Source organism: Aeromonas sp. Prich7-2 (assembly GCF_017939255.1).
In the GTDB taxonomy this organism is placed as follows: domain Bacteria; phylum Pseudomonadota; class Gammaproteobacteria; order Enterobacterales; family Aeromonadaceae; genus Aeromonas; species Aeromonas caviae.
In genome coordinates this window covers 1-16,405 of the sequence record NZ_JAGKRI010000169.1, presented here as the reverse complement: position 1 = coordinate 16,405, position 16,405 = coordinate 1, and the positions used below count along the sequence as shown (strand labels likewise).

General features: G+C 59.5%; 18 protein-coding genes. 12 read left to right on the top strand and 6 right to left on the bottom strand.

The genetic code is table 11. The features are described 5' to 3' along the window. Window positions 1-56: 56 nt before the first annotated feature. The 4 genes from prc to J9892_RS19645 all read right to left on the bottom strand — a co-directional run bounded on the left by prc (window position 57) and on the right by J9892_RS19645 (window position 3,852). The gene (gene prc, locus J9892_RS19660) at window positions 57-2,072 is read right to left on the bottom strand and encodes a carboxy terminal-processing peptidase (RefSeq protein WP_210538752.1); all 2,016 of its coding nucleotides are present in this window, start codon (window positions 2,070-2,072) and stop codon (window positions 57-59) included. Between the two features lie 8 nt (window positions 2,073-2,080). Next, window positions 2,081-2,725: an RNA chaperone ProQ gene (gene proQ, locus J9892_RS19655; protein ID WP_010674770.1), complete on the bottom strand. Its 645-nt coding sequence runs from the start codon at window positions 2,723-2,725 to the stop codon at window positions 2,081-2,083. A gap of 101 nt (window positions 2,726-2,826) precedes the next feature. Further along, window positions 2,827-3,285, bottom strand: a complete 459-nt coding sequence (locus J9892_RS19650) for a GAF domain-containing protein (RefSeq protein ID WP_010674771.1) — start codon at window positions 3,283-3,285, stop codon at window positions 2,827-2,829. 108 nt (window positions 3,286-3,393) lie between these two features. Further along, complete coding sequence (locus tag J9892_RS19645) at window positions 3,394-3,852, bottom strand: hypothetical protein (protein ID WP_010674772.1); 459 nt, start codon at window positions 3,850-3,852, stop codon at window positions 3,394-3,396. Between the two features lie 41 nt (window positions 3,853-3,893). Here J9892_RS19645 and J9892_RS19640 point away from each other — a divergent pair, with 41 nt between their 5' ends. From J9892_RS19640 to ttcA, 12 genes are all read left to right on the top strand, one after another. Continuing rightward, window positions 3,894-4,157: a hypothetical protein gene (locus J9892_RS19640; protein WP_125117269.1), complete on the top strand. Its 264-nt coding sequence runs from the start codon at window positions 3,894-3,896 to the stop codon at window positions 4,155-4,157. Then, window positions 4,132-5,556 (top strand): cytochrome-c oxidase, cbb3-type subunit I, encoded by a 1,425-nt coding sequence (gene ccoN / locus J9892_RS19635; RefSeq protein ID WP_010674773.1) that lies wholly within the window; start codon window positions 4,132-4,134, stop codon window positions 5,554-5,556. Before J9892_RS19640 ends, ccoN begins: the two co-directional genes overlap by 26 nt. Window positions 5,557-5,574: 18 nt before the next feature. After that, window positions 5,575-6,189: a cytochrome-c oxidase, cbb3-type subunit II gene (gene ccoO / locus J9892_RS19630; protein ID WP_010674774.1), complete on the top strand. Its 615-nt coding sequence runs from the start codon at window positions 5,575-5,577 to the stop codon at window positions 6,187-6,189. 11 nt (window positions 6,190-6,200) lie between these two features. After that, a complete protein-coding gene (locus tag J9892_RS19625; protein ID WP_010674775.1) occupies window positions 6,201-6,380 on the top strand; it encodes a CcoQ/FixQ family Cbb3-type cytochrome c oxidase assembly chaperone in 180 nt (59 codons plus the stop codon). Next, window positions 6,380-7,369, top strand: a complete 990-nt coding sequence (ccoP, locus tag J9892_RS19620; protein ID WP_210538751.1) for a cytochrome-c oxidase, cbb3-type subunit III — start codon at window positions 6,380-6,382, stop codon at window positions 7,367-7,369. Before J9892_RS19625 ends, ccoP begins: the two co-directional genes overlap by 1 nt. Before the next feature lie 113 nt (window positions 7,370-7,482). Beyond that, window positions 7,483-7,971 (top strand): FixH family protein, encoded by a 489-nt coding sequence (locus J9892_RS19615; RefSeq protein WP_010674777.1) that lies wholly within the window; start codon window positions 7,483-7,485, stop codon window positions 7,969-7,971. Between the two features lie 88 nt (window positions 7,972-8,059). After that, complete coding sequence (locus J9892_RS19610; RefSeq protein WP_210538750.1) at window positions 8,060-10,456, top strand: heavy metal translocating P-type ATPase; 2,397 nt, start codon at window positions 8,060-8,062, stop codon at window positions 10,454-10,456. Window positions 10,457-10,538: 82 nt separating this feature from the next. Beyond that, window positions 10,539-10,745, top strand: a complete 207-nt coding sequence (gene ccoS / locus J9892_RS19605) for a cbb3-type cytochrome oxidase assembly protein CcoS (RefSeq protein ID WP_041211434.1) — start codon at window positions 10,539-10,541, stop codon at window positions 10,743-10,745. After that, on the top strand, window positions 10,729-11,415 hold the full coding sequence (locus J9892_RS19600; protein WP_010674780.1) for a sulfite exporter TauE/SafE family protein: 687 nt from the start codon (window positions 10,729-10,731) through the stop codon (window positions 11,413-11,415). The genes ccoS and J9892_RS19600 overlap by 17 nt, the downstream gene beginning before the upstream one ends. A gap of 68 nt (window positions 11,416-11,483) precedes the next feature. Beyond that, window positions 11,484-12,239 carry an FNR family transcription factor gene (locus J9892_RS19595; protein WP_010674781.1) on the top strand — a complete coding sequence of 252 codons (756 nt, stop codon included), beginning with the start codon at window positions 11,484-11,486 and terminating at the stop codon, window positions 12,237-12,239. Window positions 12,240-12,374: 135 nt separating this feature from the next. Continuing rightward, entirely contained in the window at window positions 12,375-13,322 is a 948-nt protein-coding gene (gene uspE / locus J9892_RS19590) for a universal stress protein UspE (protein WP_161470531.1), read from the top strand. Window positions 13,323-13,389: 67 nt separating this feature from the next. After that, window positions 13,390-14,298 (top strand): tRNA 2-thiocytidine(32) synthetase TtcA, encoded by a 909-nt coding sequence (gene ttcA, locus J9892_RS19585; protein WP_010674783.1) that lies wholly within the window; start codon window positions 13,390-13,392, stop codon window positions 14,296-14,298. A 71-nt stretch (window positions 14,299-14,369) separates the two neighbouring features. On the opposite strand, the gene J9892_RS19580 is transcribed toward ttcA, so the two are convergent. Together J9892_RS19580 and J9892_RS19575 are read right to left on the bottom strand one after the other, a co-directional pair. Continuing rightward, a complete protein-coding gene (locus J9892_RS19580; protein WP_041211435.1) occupies window positions 14,370-15,032 on the bottom strand; it encodes a DUF2987 domain-containing protein in 663 nt (220 codons plus the stop codon). A gap of 60 nt (window positions 15,033-15,092) precedes the next feature. Continuing rightward, window positions 15,093-15,848, bottom strand: a complete 756-nt coding sequence (locus J9892_RS19575; RefSeq protein ID WP_161470532.1) for a hypothetical protein — start codon at window positions 15,846-15,848, stop codon at window positions 15,093-15,095. Window positions 15,849-16,405: the final 557 nt, after the last annotated feature.

Here is a 16,405-nt window from a genome sequence, read left to right as displayed (position 1 = left end):
GCATTCAGGCAAAAGAAAGGGCGACCAGAGTCGCCCTTGTCATTTCGTTGCCAGCATCAGCTATTCTTGCTGAGGGTGGCCAGATCCGCCGTGATGTTGGCCGCTTCCACCTGGTATTCGTCAGGTGCCTCGAAATCGGTCGGCAGTTCATCCAGGCTCTTCACCGTCGGCTTGCCAAGACGGGTCAGCCGCTCATTGGCTCGCGCCAGCGCCTTCTCGTCCTGTTTGGCCTGTTCAGCCAGCCGCTCGGCTTCGTTCAGGGAGACCGACTTCTTGTCCTTGTCCGCCTGATACTCCTTGATGTCCTGCAGCACATAGGCAAATTCCGGATCCTTGGTGATCCGTGCCTCGTGGGCCGCTTTCAGCTTGGGCAGCAGGCTGGAGAAGTCCCCCAGTCGCTCGTAGCTGGCCGAGGCAATCTTGTCCCAGGGCAAGGCGTTGAACTCGCGGCTCTCCCCCGTCTCCCCCGGCGCTACCGCAGTCGGGAAGGCGATATCGGGTGCAACTCCCTTGTTCTGGGTGCTGCCGCCATCGATACGGTAGAACTTGGCGATGGTGTACTGCACGTGACCCAGCGGCTGCTCGTAGAAGTCATAGACCTTGGCGAGGCTGCGATGCTGCTGCACCGTCCCCTTGCCGAACGAGTTTTCGCCGAGGATCAGCGCACGACCATAGTCCTGCATGGCGGCAGCGAAGATCTCGGAGGCCGAGGCGCTGTAGCGGTCGATCATCACCGACATGGGGCCACCGTAGTAGACATTGCCGTCGTCGTCGCCATTGACGGTGATGCGACCCATGTGATCACGGATCTGCACCACGGGGCCGCTGGCAAAGAAGAGACCGCTCAGGGCGGAAGCTTCCGTCAGGGCACCGCCACCGTTGCCGCGCAGATCGACGATGAGGCCGTCGATCTTCTGCTTGTTGAGGCTGGAGATCTCCTTGATCACGTCGTCGTGCAGGTTGACGTAGAAGCTCGGGATCTCGAGCACGCCGATCTTCTTGCCCTCGGCGGTGATCACCTTGGACTTGGCGGCTCTGTCTTCCAGACGCACCTTGTCACGCACCAGCTCCACCAGCTCGGTCTTGGCGGTCGCGCCCTTGCCGCGCTGGATCTCCAGCTTCACCTTGCTGCCCTTGGGCCCCTTGATGAGCTCGACCACGTCGTCAAGACGCCAGCCAATGACATCCACGATCTTACCGTCGTCCTGCCCCACACCGGTGATCTTGTCATCGGGTTTCAGGTGATTGGACTTGGCCGCCGGGCCGCCTGGCACCAGGGAGCGGATGACGGTAAAGTCATCTTCCGCCTGCAGCACGGCCCCAATCCCTTCCAGCGAGAGGTTCATCTCGGTGTTGAACCGATCGGCGCTGCGCGGAGACAGATAGCTGGTGTGCGGTTCGATGGCGCGGGCGAAGGAGTTCATGAAGAGCTGGAACACGTCCTCGCTCTCGGTCTGGGACATCCGCTTGATGGCGTTGTTGTAACGCTTGCCAAGCAGCTCCTTGATCTCGGGCCACTCCTTGCCGCTGAGCTTGAGGCTCAGGGCATCGAACTTGACCCGCTGACGCCACAGCTCGTTGAGCTCGGCTTCATCCTTGGGCCAGGGAGCCCCTTCCCGATCGAAGACGTAATTGTCTTTCTGGGTAAAATCGAAGGGAGTGTCGAGCAGTTTGAGGGCGTATTCGAACCGCTCGTACCGCCGCTGCTGACTCAGGTTGAACATCTCGTAGGCCGGAGCCAGTCGCCCTCGCTCGAGGTCGGTGTCAAAACCGGTACGATATTTCTCAAAACGGCTGATGTCAGAGGCCAGAAACAGGTTGCGGCTGTAGTCCAGATTCTCCAGATACTTGTCAAAGATCACGGAGGAAAAGGCGTCGTCCAGCTTGAACTGTTTGTAGTGGGAGCGGGTAAACAGATTGGCAATTCGCTTGCTGGCCGTAGCATGTTGGCTCTCTTGAGCCAACACAGGCAAATCACTTTCCTTGAGCACCGGCTCGATGGCCTGTGCGATCCCGGCAAGCGCCAGGCTACAGGCAACGAGTGAAAAACGAATCACGCCATGCTTCAACATTCGTCTCCTTAGAGAACCAGATGCTCGAACTTGACCCGCAACATCATGCCGGTCTGCAATTGAACCTGTACGTCATCCTTGGTCACTTCCTTGATGGTCGCAGGCACAGGGGACTTGCCCAGCACGACGCGCACGCCCTGCTCGACTTTCAGGGTAGCGGCATCCACTTTCACCAGCGGCGCATCGGCGACCGGTGCAGCCTTGGGAGCAGGGGCGGACTTGGGCTTGTCGGAGCGGGGAGCGTCAGCCTTGCGCGGCGCGTTGCGACGCGGCTGCTTGGGCTTGTCTTCCTTCTCCTTGGTGTTGGTGCGGCGGCTGGCAAAGACACGTTCCTTGCTCTCCTTGAGCGCCTGTTTGGCATGCTCGATGTGCTCTTCGGTGAGCAGCTCGCCCGGGTTGCCGTCCAGATCGACACGGGCCTGGCCAGCCTTGAGGCCATGCAGGTAACGCCAGCTGGAGGTGTATTGACGCAGAGCAGAGCGCAGCATGGTCTTGGAGACTCTCTCGTCATCAGCAAGACGCGCGGCCAGATCCTGGAAGATGCCAATCTTGAGTGGCTTGGCCTCTCCTTCAGCGATGAAGCAGGCCGGGAATTTCTCGACCAGGTAGGCGACGATCTCTTTACTGTTCTTCAGCTTTTCAGTGTTTTCCATGTATAACCTTGGCTTTCATATAGACGCACGGGCATGCCCGAACACAACAAAGGCCCCATTATAGAGAGCTTGGGACCTTTTGCGAACCATCTAGCAATGACTTAGAGCATGCTTTCCAAAATTTGCACCGTTTCTTCGAGGCCAATCCGGTCCTGCTCGTCAAAGCGGTTAAAGATTGGACTGTCGATGTCCAGCACCCCGATGATCTCCCCGCCACGGCGCAGCGGGATCACGATTTCCGAGTTGCTGGCACCGTCGCACGCAATGTGCCCCGCGAACTGGTGCACGTCGTCCACCAGCTGGGTCTTGCCCTCGGCAACCGCAGTGCCACAGACGCCGCGCCCGACCGGGATGCGCACACAGGCCGGCTTGCCCTGGAACGGGCCGAGCACCAGGGTCTCGCCCTGCAGCAGGTAGAAACCAACCCAGTTGATGTCAGCAAGTTCCTGATTGAGCAGGGCAGACAGGTTTGCCAGGGTGGCGATCATGTCGGGTTCGCCCTCTAGCAATGCCTGGGCCTGCTGGTTGAGCGTGCGATAAAATGCTTGTTTTTCAATCATGATTAAATGAACTTCACTCTTTGATAATCAATGCAAGGTACCGTCCTGCCTGAAAATTTCAAATCAATTTTCATTTATCCCCCCTCCTGGGGCCCGATGAGAGTCCGTTCAACGTGCCGCGCCCAACGTCAGTTGATGGCGCTGGCCATTGCTCCACTCGATGGTCAAGAGCCAGTCCATCGCCTCTGCCGTACAACTTCCCACCTGGGTCACCCCTCGCCACCCCGCATCGCTGGCTTCAAACAGCACGGGGATGAGCCCCATGAACATCTCCTTGCCCTCGAGCCAGGCCTTGACCGGCGTAATGGCCGGCACACCCCCTTGAAGGCGCAGGACAAAGTCATGTTCAGGGCGGATCGGCAAGCCATCGATGCTGACCGTCAGCGGGCGATCCCCGACGATGAGGCGGCAGGGGCTGTGGGACAGATCACAAATCTGAACATTGGAGCCCTCTGCATGGTCGCTTCCTGTGCCTGAAAACCAGGTTCGATAGGCCATCAGGGAGAGCAAAATGACCAGCACCATGGACAGGTGGACGATTTTGCGTGAAGTGAGTCTCTCTTTCATGAAAAAACAGCTCTGTAAGGTACGTAGAAAATGTAATTTTCGTGATCTGGCTCAAGGTAAAAACTGGCGGACATGAGACCCGCTGGAGCCAAATATATCACTGTTTGTACTGTTATTTTACCGGTCATTTCAGTATCATTCTCAATGGATTTTCATTTAACCACCTTTTGCTTTTCCTTTTATTAACAGATGTTAACGAGGGGATTTTGCAAAACCGGGGTGAAAATGGCCCAGGACACCGGGCAACACTAACAACAGCATCGGAAGCGGAATACAACGATGAGCCATACAACAAACCACCCTGAGTACAACTACACCGTTGTGCGCCAGTTCACCGTCATGACGATTGTCTGGGGTATCGTCGGCATGTCGGTGGGTGTATTGATTGCAGCCCAGTTGATCTGGCCTGCCCTCAACTTCGACACCCCCTGGCTGACGTACAGCCGTCTGCGTCCCCTGCATACCAATGCGGTCATCTTTGCATTTGGTTGCAGCGCCCTGATGGCCACCTCCTTCTACGTGGTGCAACGCACCTGTCAGGTCCGGCTGTTTGGTGGTCCCCTCGCCTCCTTCGTGTTCTGGGGCTGGCAGGCGATCATTCTGTCTGCAGCCATCTCGCTGCCGCTGGGGTACACCACCTCCAAAGAGTACGCCGAGCTGGAGTGGCCCATCGACATCGCCATCGCCGTGGTCTGGGTGAGCTATGCCATCGTCTTCTTCGGCACCTTGGTCAAGCGCACCACCTCCCACATCTATGTGGCGAACTGGTTCTTCGGTGCCTTCATCATCACGGTGGCCGTACTGCACATCGTCAACAACATGGAAGTGCCGCTCTCCGGCATGAAGTCCTACTCCATGTACTCCGGTGCCATGGATGCCATGGTGCAGTGGTGGTATGGCCACAACGCAGTGGGCTTCCTGCTGACAGCGGGCTTCCTTGGCATGATGTACTATTTCGTGCCCAAGCAGGCGGGTCGCCCCGTCTACTCCTACCGCCTCTCCATCGTGCACTTCTGGGCGCTGATCTCCCTCTATATCTGGGCCGGTCCGCACCACCTGCACTATACCGCCCTGCCTGACTGGGCCCAGTCGCTGGGCATGGTGATGTCCCTCATCCTGTTCGTGCCCTCCTGGGGCGGCATGATCAACGGCATCATGACCCTCTCGGGTGCCTGGCACAAGCTGCGTTATGACCCCATCCTGCGCTTCCTGATCGTCTCCCTGTCGTTCTACGGCATGTCGACCTTCGAAGGCCCCATGATGGCGATCAAGACCGTCAACGCCCTCTCCCACTACACCGACTGGACTATCGGTCACGTTCACTCCGGTGCCCTGGGCTGGGTTGCCATGGTGTCCATCGGTGCCGTCTACCACCTGATCCCGAACCTGTTCGGGCAGGGGCGCATGTACAGCATCAAGCTCATCAACGTCCACTTCTGGCTGGCCACCGTGGGCACCGTGCTCTATATCGTCGCCATGTGGATTTCCGGTGTGATGCAGGGCCTGATGTGGCGTGCGGTCAACGACGACGGCACCCTGACCTACAGCTTCGTGGAGGCGCTGCAAGCTTCCTATCCCTTCTACTTCGTGCGCTTCCTGGGTGGCTGCTTCTTCGTCACCGGCATGCTGCTGATGGCCTACAACGCCTATCGCACCGTCACTGCGCCCAAGGGTTCTCTGGAACCCGTCGCACAGCCAGCCTGATTTGAAGGGGTTTAAAGCATGAGCAACAACAACCGTCACGAGATTTTTGAAAAAAGCGTCCCCATGCTGGTGATTGGCATCATCTTCGCCATCAGCCTGGGGGGCCTGGTGGAAATCACCCCCCTGTTCTTCCAGAAGCAGACCAACGAGCCGGTGGAGGGCCTCAAGCCCTACACCGCCCTGCAGATGGAAGGACGCGACATCTACATCCGCGAAGGCTGCACCGTCTGCCACAGCCAGATGATCCGCCCGTTCCGCGCCGAGACCGAACGCTACGGCCACTACTCGGTTGCCGGCGAGAGCGTCTGGGAGCACCCCTTCCTGTGGGGCTCCAAGCGTACCGGCCCGGATCTGGCCCGGGTCGGCGGCCGCTACTCCGATGACTGGCATCGCGCCCACCTCATCAACCCGCGTGACGTGGTGCCCGAGTCCAACATGCCGGCCTTCCCCTGGCTCGAGACCAATGTGCTGAGCGGCGAGTTGACTGGCAAGAAGCTGGCTCTGTTCCGGGATCACTTCGGCGTGCCCTATACCGATGCCGACATCGCTGGCGCCGGTGAGGCCGTCAAGGGCAAGACCGAGCTGGATGCGCTGATCGCCTATCTGCAATCACTGGGCCATGCCCTGAAATAAGGAGTCGGGATATGGATTACGGCACATTTCGCGGCCTGTACACCCTGCTGCTGATGGTCATCATGATTGGCATCATCGTCTGGGCCTACAGCAAGCGCCGCAAGGCTTCTTTCGACGAGGCCGCCAACCTGGTTTTTGCCGATGACGAGCAACCCAGTGCTGATAACAAGAACGCAGGAGCGAAGCAATAATGAGCACTCTGTTTAGCATTTTTGTGACCGTCATAAGCCTTGGCACCATTCTCGGCTGCTTCCTGCTGCTGGCTTGGTGCATGAAGGACAAGATGGGAGCCGAAGAGGGCAAACCCATGGGTCACACCTTCGACGGCATCGAGGAGATCAACAATCCCCTGCCGAAGTGGTGGTCCTATATGTTCCTCTTCTTCATCGTCACCGGGCTCATCTACCTGCTCGCCTTCCCGGGCCTTGGCAACTTCAAGGGTCTGCTGGGCTGGCAGAGCTCCAACCAGGATGTGCGTTCCCTGGCCGAGTCCAAGGCGGCGGCCGAGTCTGCCAAGGCCGAAGGACGCGCGGTGGAATACGACCGGGAACTCGCCAAGGCCGACGAGATCTTCGGCGCCAAGTTCCGCGAGCTGACCTATCAGGCTGACGGCAAGAGCTACAAGGAGATCACCGAGATCGCCAAGGATCCGGAAGCCCTGAAGGTGGGTCAGCGCCTGTTCCTGCAAAACTGTTCCCAGTGTCATGGCTCCGATGCCCGCGGTGGTCGCGGTTTCCCAAACCTGACCGACAGCGAATGGCAGTGGGGCGGCGCACCCGACCAGATCAAGACCACCATCATGGGCGGTCGTCAGGGGATCATGGCCGCCTGGGGCGAGATCCTGGGTCAGGACGGGGTGAAAGAGGTTGCCTCCTATGTGCTGAGCCTCTCCGGTCGTAAGGTTGATCTGGTGGAAGCCAAGAAAGGGGAAGCACGCTTTGCCATGTGCGCCGCCTGCCACGGTCCGGATGCCAAGGGCGGCATCGCCTTCGGCGCACCGGATCTCACCAACAACATCTGGCTCTATGGCGGCTCCCGTCAGGTGGTCGAACAGACCATCACCCACGGGCGCCACGGCGTGATGCCGGCCTGGAAGGACATTCTGGGGGAAGACAAGGTACATCTGCTCGCTTCCTACGTTTACAGCTTGTCCCACAACGATCGGCAAAATCAGCAGTAACATGTGATAAGCACGTGATTAATCAGCAAAAAGCCTCGACTCTTCGAGGCTTTTTGCTATCTTGTGTTGGCTGAATTACCGCCATTTCGTTAACCATTTGTTTCGGTAGCATCATGACTCAACCCTGGTATCGCCAATTCTGGCCCTGGTTCATCATCGCCCTCCCCTGCGCCGCCGTGGTAGGCAGCATCGCCACCGCCATCATTGCCAGCAAGGATGGGGTCAACCTGGTGGCGGAGGACTACTACAAGCAGGGCAAGGAGATTAACCAGGATCTCAGCAAGTTCGATCGCGCCGAGGCGCTCGGCATCCGTATCGCCCTCAATGTCAGCGACAAGGAGCTGACGTTAAATCCACTGTCCGGGGATTTCCCCCTCGGGCAGGCACTGCACCTCTCCCTGTTTCATCCCACGTTGGCGGGCCTGGACAGCGAACATCTGCTGACGGCCGATGGCAAGGGAGTCTATCGCCTGATGCTCGACAAGCCCCTCACCGGCAAGTGGCACGTGCGGGTCGATGCCTTCAACCATGAATGGCGCCTCCAGGAGACGGCACAACTGCCGACTCAGGCAGCGATTGAGCTCGATCCCAAGGGACGTTGAATCACGAAGGCAGGGTGATCGGCACGCCGGTCAGCCGCCCTTCTCCCCGACCCGGCCTGCAGGGCTGCATCAAAGAGGGATGATCACCATGACCGGCTGTTTTCACTGTGGTGAACCGGTTCCCACTGGCAGTAACTTTACTCTCGAGATCAAAGGCATCGCTCAGCCGATGTGTTGCCCTGGCTGTCAGGCCGTGGCACAGACCATTCTCGAATGCGGCCTCGCCAGTTATTACGAACACCGCACCGCTCCCGGCATCAAGGGGGAACTGGTGCCCGAAGAGCTCGCCGCCCTCACCCACTACGATCTGGCGGAGGTGCAGCAGGAGTTCGTCACCGACACCGGTACAGGTCGCGAAACTACGCGCGAGATCCAACTGACGGTGGAAGGTTTGACCTGCGCCGCCTGTGCCTGGCTCATCGAGCGGCACCTGATGACCCTGCGCGGTCTGCGTTACATCAACGTCAATACCACCACCCATCGCGCCCGCATCAAGTGGGATCCGGCCCAGCTCTCTTTGAGCGACATTCTCAAGGGCTTTGCCAGGGTCGGCTATCGCGCCTATCCCTTCCAGACTCATCAGCAGGAAGCGCTCTACGCCAAAGAGGTGCGCAGCTACATGTTCCGCATGGCGCTGGCCGGCCTTGGCTCCATGCAGGTGATGATGTGCGCCGTGGCACTCTACATGGACCTCTTCATCAGCGTGGAAGAGGAGTTCATGATCTACTTCAAGTGGATAAGCCTTCTGCTCTCCACCCCCATCATGATCTACTCGGCCCAGCCTTTTTACGTGGGGGCATGGCGCAGCCTGAAGCAGGGGCACCTCTCCATGGATGTTTCGGTGTCGCTGGCACTGATCGGCGCCTTCGTCGCCTCCATCTGGGCCACGGTCTTCAACACGGGTGAGGTCTATTACGACTCCATCACCATGTTCGTCTTTTTCCTGCTGTTGGGCCGTCTGCTGGAACTGCGAGCGAGGCGCAAGGCGTCGGAGTCGAGCTCCAACCTGGCGCGCCTGGTACCCATCATGGCAACCCGCATCGATGATGACGGCGAGCACGAGGTGGCCGCCAAGACGCTGCGAGTCGGAGACAGGGTGCGGGTACTCGCGGGGGCCACCCTGCCGGCAGACGGCATCGTCACCCTGGGCCAGGCCAGCCTCAACGAATCCATGCTGACTGGCGAACAGTTGCCTCTGCTCAAACAGGCCGGAGATCCCGTCTATGCAGGCACCATCAACACCGATGCCCCCCTGGAGATCCGGGTCAGCCATTCCATTGAAGAGTCGCGTCTGGCCCAGATCATGCGCCTGCAGGATCATGCTCTGGACGACAAGCCCGCCATCGCCCAACTGGCGGACGTGCTGTCGCGCCACTTTATCCTGGTGCTCCTGATCATTGCGTCCGCGGTCTGGACCTTCTGGCATTTTCATCAGCCCGAGCGGGCCTTCTGGGTCACCCTGGCGGTGCTGGTGGCGACCTGTCCCTGCGCCCTCTCGCTGGCCACCCCGACCGCACTGACCTCGGCCACTGCCAACCTGACCCGCAGCGGCATCCTGCTGCGCCGCGGCCACGTGCTGGACATTCTGACCCGGGCCAACCGCATCGTGATGGACAAGACGGGAACCCTGACCACGGGCAACATCAGCCTGGTGAGCACCCAGCCCCTCGGCGAGCTCGACGCAGCCCGCTGCCTCGCACTCGCCCATGCCCTGGAGACCTACTCCGAGCACCCCATCGCCCGTGCGTTTCGAAGCAAACCACTGGCGGACGGGGTGCCGCTCGCCGCCAGCGACGTCACCCCCGTCATCGGCCACGGCGTGCAGGGAGTAATTGAGGGCAAGCATTACCGCATCGGCAGTGCACGCTGGCTCGAACTGGCGCAAGAAGAGAATGCCGCTCAAGGGCTGACCATCTATCTGGCCGATGAACACGGACTGCTGGCCCGTTTCATCCTGGCCGACACGCTGCGCCCCGATGCCGGTGCACTGATCCAGGCCTTCAAGGAGGCAGGCCTGCAAACCACCATTCTCACCGGCGACGGTTCGGACCAGGCGGACATGCTGGCCCGCGAGCTGGGGGTCGATGAGCTGGTAAAAGGGGTCACCCCGGACGGCAAGCTGGCCTATCTCAAGGCCCGGGAAGCGGCCGGGGATATCAGCATCATGGTGGGAGATGGCATCAACGACGCCCCTGTGCTGGCCGGCGCCCACGCGTCCTTTGCCATGGCGGGGGGCACGGATCTGGCCAAGAACAGTGCCGACGCCATCCTGCTGGCCGACGATCTCTCCCGTCTGCTGGCCGCCCGGGCCCTGGCCCTGCGCACTCGCAAGATCATCAAGGAGAACTTTGCCTGGTCCATCGGCTACAACCTGCTTGTGCTGCCGCTGGCTGCAAGTGGCTGGCTCCCCCCTTATCTGGCGGCTGCTGGCATGTCCCTGAGCTCCCTCATCGTGGTCACCAACTCCATGCGGCTCAACCGGTGAGCAGCCATCTGGCATCCTCCCGGGTGGCGGCACCTCTTGCCTCGCCGGGTTATCATCCCCCTTTCACCACAGGGTCCGCGCCATGAACATTATCTTCGTCCTCATCCCCATCGCCATCCTGTTCGTTGTCATTGCCGGCGCCGTCTTCTTCTGGGCCATCCGCTCCGAGCAGTTCGAGGATCTCGACAGGCAGGGCTCCAACATCCTGTTTGACGAGGAGCAGCGCCCCTTGCCCCCCTCTGAACAACAAGCAGAACAGGAAAACAGGCCCCATGACCAGCAGCCTTGACCTCATGGGCGCCCTGCTGGTCGGGCTTGCCGGTGCCGGCCACTGTATCGGCATGTGTGGCGGCGTGTCCGCAGCGCTCTCCATGGCCATACCTGCCGAGAAGCAGCATTTTTGGGGCAGGCTCGGTTATCTGCTCAACTACAACCTGGGGCGCATCCTGAGCTATGTGCTGGCGGGCGCGCTGGTGGGCGGCTTGCTCGCCACCACCACGGAGATAGGCGCTGGCAAACACGCCCTGGCAGGGCTTCGCCTCATCGCCGCCCTGCTGATGATAGCGCTCGGCCTCTACTTGGCTGGCTGGTGGCATGGCGTCTTGCTGCTCGAGCGCATCGGTGCGAAGTTCTGGCCTCTCATCAAGCCGCTGGCAGGCAGGTTTCTCCCGTTTACATCAGCCAGGCAGGCCCTCCCCTTTGGTATGATATGGGGCTGGCTCCCTTGCGGCCTCGTCTACTCCATGCTGACCTGGAGCGCTGCCGCAGGCTCCGCGAGTGGCGGGGCACTCATCATGCTCTTTTTCGGCCTCGGCACCCTGCCGACCCTGTTTGCGCTAGGGGGGCTGGCAGACCGATTGCGCTACTGGCTCACCCTGCGCAGCCTGCGCCTTGGGGGCGCCTTGCTGCTTATTGCCTACGGGATCCACACCCTCTGGATCGGGATGGCGTCCTTTTGAAACCCTATCCAAAACGGATGAGATGGTGGTAAACTTGTTTGATATAAATCAATTATTCATTTGAGCCTATGATCCCGGACAAGAAACCTGGCAGACGTATTCAGAGCGGTGGCTGTGCAATTCATTGCCAGGATTGCAGCATCAGCCAGCTCTGCATCCCCTTCACCCTGAACGATAACGAGCTCGATCAGCTCGACAGCATCATCGAGCGCAAAAAGCCGTTCCAGAAGGGTGAAGAGTTGTTCAAGGCCGGCGATGAGCTCAAGTCGCTCTATGCCATACGTTCCGGGACCATCAAGTCATACACCATCACCGAACAGGGTGACGAACAGATCACCGCCTTCCACCTCGCCGGTGATCTGGTCGGTTTCGACGCCATCCACAAGCAGGCCCACCCCTCCTTCGCCCAGGCGCTGGAAACCGCCATGGTGTGCGAAATACCGTTCGATGTGCTCGACGACCTCTCTGGCAAGATGCCCAAACTGCGCCAGCAGATCATGCGGCTGATGAGCAACGAGATCATGGGCGACCAGGAGATGATACTGCTGCTCTCCAAAAAGAACGCCGAAGAGCGCCTCGCTGCCTTCCTGCACAATCTCTCGGTTCGTTTCTCCGAGCGCGGCTTCTCCGCCAAGGAGTTCCGCCTCTCCATGACCCGTGGAGACATCGGCAACTACCTCGGTCTCACCGTCGAGACCATCAGCCGCCTGCTGGGCCGTTTCCAGAAATCCGGTCTCATCAGCGTCAAAGGCAAATACATTACTGTACTGGACAACGTTGCCTTGGGCGTCATGGCCGGAGCCACTCGTCCTCCCTGCGGTTAATCCCCGTTTATTCCTTTTTTGCCGGATCGGATCACCCTGAAATTTGATCCGGCACACCTTGCCGTCTCCCCCCTTGGACTAAGCTGTAATAGCTAAAGAGTTGCCATCATTGGCCTTTTTACCAAGGAGGAGAACATGGTCAAGTACCGAAACATTCTGGTGGTGATCAATCCCGAGGAGGAGCGCCAGATCGCGCTCGAGCGCGCGGTCAAGGTCGCCGAGCTGGATGAGGGCGCCCAGCTGACCCTGCTCCTGACGATTTACGACTTCTCTTACGAGATGACCGCCATGCTCTCGGCAGACGAGCGGGAAGAGATGCGCCATGGTGTCATCGCCCAGCGTCGGGAGTGGCTCGACGAGATCCTAACTCCCTATCGGGCCAGAGGGCTGGAATGCGAAGTGAAAGTGCTTTGGCACAACCGTCCCTTCGAGTGCGTCATTCAGGAAGTGCTGGAACAGCGTCACGATCTGGTCGTCAAGGCGACTCACAAACACTCCTTCCTGCAAACCTTCATCTTCACCCCCACCGACTGGCACCTGCTGCGCAAATGCCCCTGTCCGGTTCTGCTGGTAAAAGAAGGGCACTGTCAACGGGGGGGCAACCTGATTGCCGCCATCAACTGCTCGAGCGATGACAAGGAGCAGAAGGTGCTTAACGAGCGGATCACCCGCGAGGGGATCGCCATCGCCGAGCTGCTTGGTGCCAGTCTCTATCTGGTCAACACCTACCCGGGCACCCCGGTCAATGTCGCCATCGAACTGCCAGAGTTCGATCCCAACGCCTACAACGATGCCATTCGCAAACACCATGAAGATCTGCTGCGGGAACATGCCGATCAATTCGGCATCAACCACATGTGGACCAAGGTGGCGGAAGGCTTGCCGGAGGAGGTGCTGCCGGACATGGCGGACGATCTGAATGCCACCCTGATGATCATGGGATGCGTCGGCCGTACCGGCCTCTCTGCCGCCCTGCTTGGCAACACCGCCGAGCACGTGGTGGACAGGCTCAACTGCGACATTCTCATCCTCAAACCCGACGATTACAGCTGCCCTGTGGATGACAGGCGTCATCCTGCATAAGCGTTTCTTGCCCTCCCCCGGGACATGGCTATAATAAGCCGCTTATTTTTGTCCCGGGTTTGAGGCCATGCTAGAAGAGCTTAACGCCAAAGAGAAATACAGTTTCAACAAGCTGCAGAAACGTCTGCGGCGCAACGTGGGCCAGGCCATCGCCGACTTCAACATGATTGAAGAGGGTGACAAGATCATGGTCTGCCTGTCTGGCGGCAAGGACAGCTTTGCCATGCTCGACATCCTGATGAGCCTGAAGGCCAGCGCCCCCATCCATTTCGATCTGGTGGCCGTCAACCTGGATCAGAAGCAACCCGGCTTCCCCGAGCACGTGCTGCCCGAATACCTGAGCACTCTCGGCATCGACTTCAAGATCGTGGAAGAAGATACCTATTCCATCGTCAAGGAGAAGGTACCGGAGGGCAAGACTACCTGCGCGCTCTGCTCCCGCCTGCGCCGCGGCATTCTGTATCGCACCGCCCAGGAGCTGGGCTGTACCAAGATCGCCCTTGGCCATCACCGTGACGACATCCTCGAGACCCTGTTCCTCAACATGTTTTACGGTGGCAAGCTCAAATCCATGCCCCCCAAGCTGGTGAGCGACGATGGCAAGAACGTGGTGATCCGCCCCCTGGCCTACTGCAAGGAGAAAGATCTGGTGCGCTATGCCGAGGTCAAGGCCTTCCCCATCATCCCCTGCAACCTGTGCGGCTCCCAGGAGAACCTGCAGCGCCAGGCCATCAAGCAGATGATGCAGGAGTGGGATCGCCGCTTCCCAGGCCGTCTCGAGACCATGTTCACCGCCATTCAGGACGTGATCCCGAGCCACCTGCTCGATCACCAGCTGTTTGACTTCAAGAGCATCAATCGCGACTCCGGCATCATCGACGGTGGCGACAAGGCATTTGATCCGCCCGAGCTGCCCAAGGCGCCGCTGCTGGACATCGACGAGATGGACATGCTGGACGTGATTGAGGTGCGCTAAGCCCCGTCACCCACAAAAAAGGAGCGCCAGGCGCTCCTTTTTTCATTCTGGCAATCTGCGGACTCGGGTCGCTACTCCTTGTGTAGCCAGGGGGTCAGGCGCAGGATCTCCCCTTGCAGTTGCAGCTTGCCCTGGGCAAACCCCTTCAGCTGCGCATTGCTGAGCAGCAGTTGCCCCTGCTGCCAGGAGACGGCCTCCTGACGGGCACCCTCCACAAGGTAGGCTGTGCCTGCGGGCGCCACCATGGAGATTCGCACCCCTTCCATCTTGGGCAGGAAATACTGGCCGACCATGCCGGCCATCTTGTCGAGCAATCGCTGCATCTGCTGCTGACGCGAGACAAGTTCGGCCAGCGGCACCTCGGGTGTGGCGGGGGCGTCAGCCATCACCTGTACCGACAGATCACAGGCGGCGTGGGCCTCGGTGAGCCCCACCACCACGATCGCCTTGTCGAGGTTGAGATCATCGTCATAGGGCAGACGCAGTTCGCCATCCACCGTGACCTCGGCGGGCACATCCCTGTCCGGGGTCGAGACCCGTGCCGAGGTGAGCCCGCAGCGCCGACCGTTCTGTTGACTGGCCAGATAAAAGCCCAGTCTGGCGTGGCCAAATTCCCCCTTGGCGAAGGTCTTCATCTGGCTGTAGAAGGTGCCGTAGTCGAGTTCAAGGGACGGCTCAGCCTGTCCCAGCATGGGCATCAGCAGGAGCGCCGCCATCCCGTATCGCTTGTTCATATGCCATCCTTTTGCATCATGCTCCGGGCGGGTCGACACCGGCTGACCCCTGGTATTCCATTATGCGTTGAAATGATCCGGGCCCTGCCCGTCGTTGCCACTGGCAACCTCGGTCACTTCGACTGCCACCCCACACAGATCCCGGTAGAGAATGCCCTTGCAGTTGAAGTAGAGCGGCGCCACCCAGATAAGTCCCAGCCCCATGGGGATGAGCGCCAGGAAGAAGAGTGCCAGCATGACCCCGTGCAGCAGCACTATGCTGGGCCAGCCCCGGGCAAAGAGCTTGAGGGAGACCAGAATGGCCTGAGCCGGGGAAAGACCGCGCTCCAGCACCAGAGGTACGGTAAACACCAGCCCCATGCCCACCAGGGCGGAAGGGATGAAGGCCAGCATCACAGGCACACCCAGCAGCTCGAACAGGGGTCCAAACAGGCTGGTGATGAGGCTGCCGAGCAGACTCAGGCTGCCCAGGCGCAGGAAGTGGCGGAAGAAGTCGAACACCTGGCTCGGCCGGGCGCGTACCCCCACCGACTGCTGCAACCCCAGCATGTCGAGGGAGGAGGTCATGGGTGACATGATCACCGTGGCCAGCAGGCTCAGGATCAGGGCCATATCCATATCCCCTCCTTCACGGGCGACATAGGGCGTCAGCAAGGTATTGCTCAGCAGGATCCAGATTGCCATGACCCCGGCGATGGCCAGCGCCAATCCGAAACCGGTGCGACGAGTCTGTTGCCACCCCTCTTTCAACACCCCTTGCAGGTCCAGACGATATCCCTGGCTGAGGGACTGTTCGAGGGTTCCACCGATCCGCATTCTATTACTCAATTGACTGTCCAACATTCACTGACGACTGATCCAAGGTGGCACATTATAGCGGTTTGAACCGGCATGCGTAGCCGTTTTTCCTGTTATCTTCCGTTCAGAAAGCCATTGATACCAAAGGCCTTGCAGCCCTACTTGATGAAGTTCCCCTCACCCTTGCAATGCTGTTCAGATAAGCACTTTTTTGACTGATTATTCATAAATTGGATTTGAGTTGAGGGGGCAAGGCTGTGTCCAGTCGATCTTCCTCCAGCCTTTATCCAGCGGGGCTTGCAATAGAAAGAGGGAGGCATCATGCCTCCCTCGCTTTTTTGTCCTGATACTACGTGGACTGGAACTCAAATTCTCTTAAGTGAACAGCATTGCCCTCACCCTTGGCCCCTCTGTCCAACGGGAGTAGGATGTTGACATCCTCCCCCACCTTAGCGCTTCGCGTCACAGGAGGGGGATTCCCATTACTGGGTGATAGCTGCTCGCGCAGTACCGGGTTCCTGCTTCATCGGGCGGCCTGATTGCACCACGCCTCCACAGGCTAAAACGGCGTGTCC

What these genes read in the sequence shown, in the direction of transcription:
- prc (WP_210538752.1), bottom strand. Translation starts at nt 2,072, where the DNA reads ATGTTGAAGCATGGCGTGATTCGTTTTTCACTCGTTGCCTGTAGCCTG.
- proQ (WP_010674770.1), bottom strand. Translation starts at nt 2,725, where the DNA reads ATGGAAAACACTGAAAAGCTGAAGAACAGTAAAGAGATCGTCGCCTAC.
- J9892_RS19650 (WP_010674771.1), bottom strand. Translation starts at nt 3,285, where the DNA reads ATGATTGAAAAACAAGCATTTTATCGCACGCTCAACCAGCAGGCCCAG.
- J9892_RS19645 (WP_010674772.1), bottom strand. Translation starts at nt 3,852, where the DNA reads ATGAAAGAGAGACTCACTTCACGCAAAATCGTCCACCTGTCCATGGTG.
- ccoN (WP_010674773.1), top strand. Translation starts at nt 4,132, where the DNA reads ATGAGCCATACAACAAACCACCCTGAGTACAACTACACCGTTGTGCGC.
- ccoO (WP_010674774.1), top strand. Translation starts at nt 5,575, where the DNA reads ATGAGCAACAACAACCGTCACGAGATTTTTGAAAAAAGCGTCCCCATG.
- J9892_RS19625 (WP_010674775.1), top strand. Translation starts at nt 6,201, where the DNA reads ATGGATTACGGCACATTTCGCGGCCTGTACACCCTGCTGCTGATGGTC.
- ccoP (WP_210538751.1), top strand. Translation starts at nt 6,380, where the DNA reads ATGAGCACTCTGTTTAGCATTTTTGTGACCGTCATAAGCCTTGGCACC.
- J9892_RS19615 (WP_010674777.1), top strand. Translation starts at nt 7,483, where the DNA reads ATGACTCAACCCTGGTATCGCCAATTCTGGCCCTGGTTCATCATCGCC.
- J9892_RS19610 (WP_210538750.1), top strand. Translation starts at nt 8,060, where the DNA reads ATGACCGGCTGTTTTCACTGTGGTGAACCGGTTCCCACTGGCAGTAAC.
- ccoS (WP_041211434.1), top strand. Translation starts at nt 10,539, where the DNA reads ATGAACATTATCTTCGTCCTCATCCCCATCGCCATCCTGTTCGTTGTC.
- J9892_RS19600 (WP_010674780.1), top strand. Translation starts at nt 10,729, where the DNA reads ATGACCAGCAGCCTTGACCTCATGGGCGCCCTGCTGGTCGGGCTTGCC.
- J9892_RS19595 (WP_010674781.1), top strand. Translation starts at nt 11,484, where the DNA reads ATGATCCCGGACAAGAAACCTGGCAGACGTATTCAGAGCGGTGGCTGT.
- uspE (WP_161470531.1), top strand. Translation starts at nt 12,375, where the DNA reads ATGGTCAAGTACCGAAACATTCTGGTGGTGATCAATCCCGAGGAGGAG.
- ttcA (WP_010674783.1), top strand. Translation starts at nt 13,390, where the DNA reads ATGCTAGAAGAGCTTAACGCCAAAGAGAAATACAGTTTCAACAAGCTG.
- J9892_RS19580 (WP_041211435.1), bottom strand. Translation starts at nt 15,032, where the DNA reads ATGAACAAGCGATACGGGATGGCGGCGCTCCTGCTGATGCCCATGCTG.
- J9892_RS19575 (WP_161470532.1), bottom strand. Translation starts at nt 15,848, where the DNA reads ATGCGGATCGGTGGAACCCTCGAACAGTCCCTCAGCCAGGGATATCGT.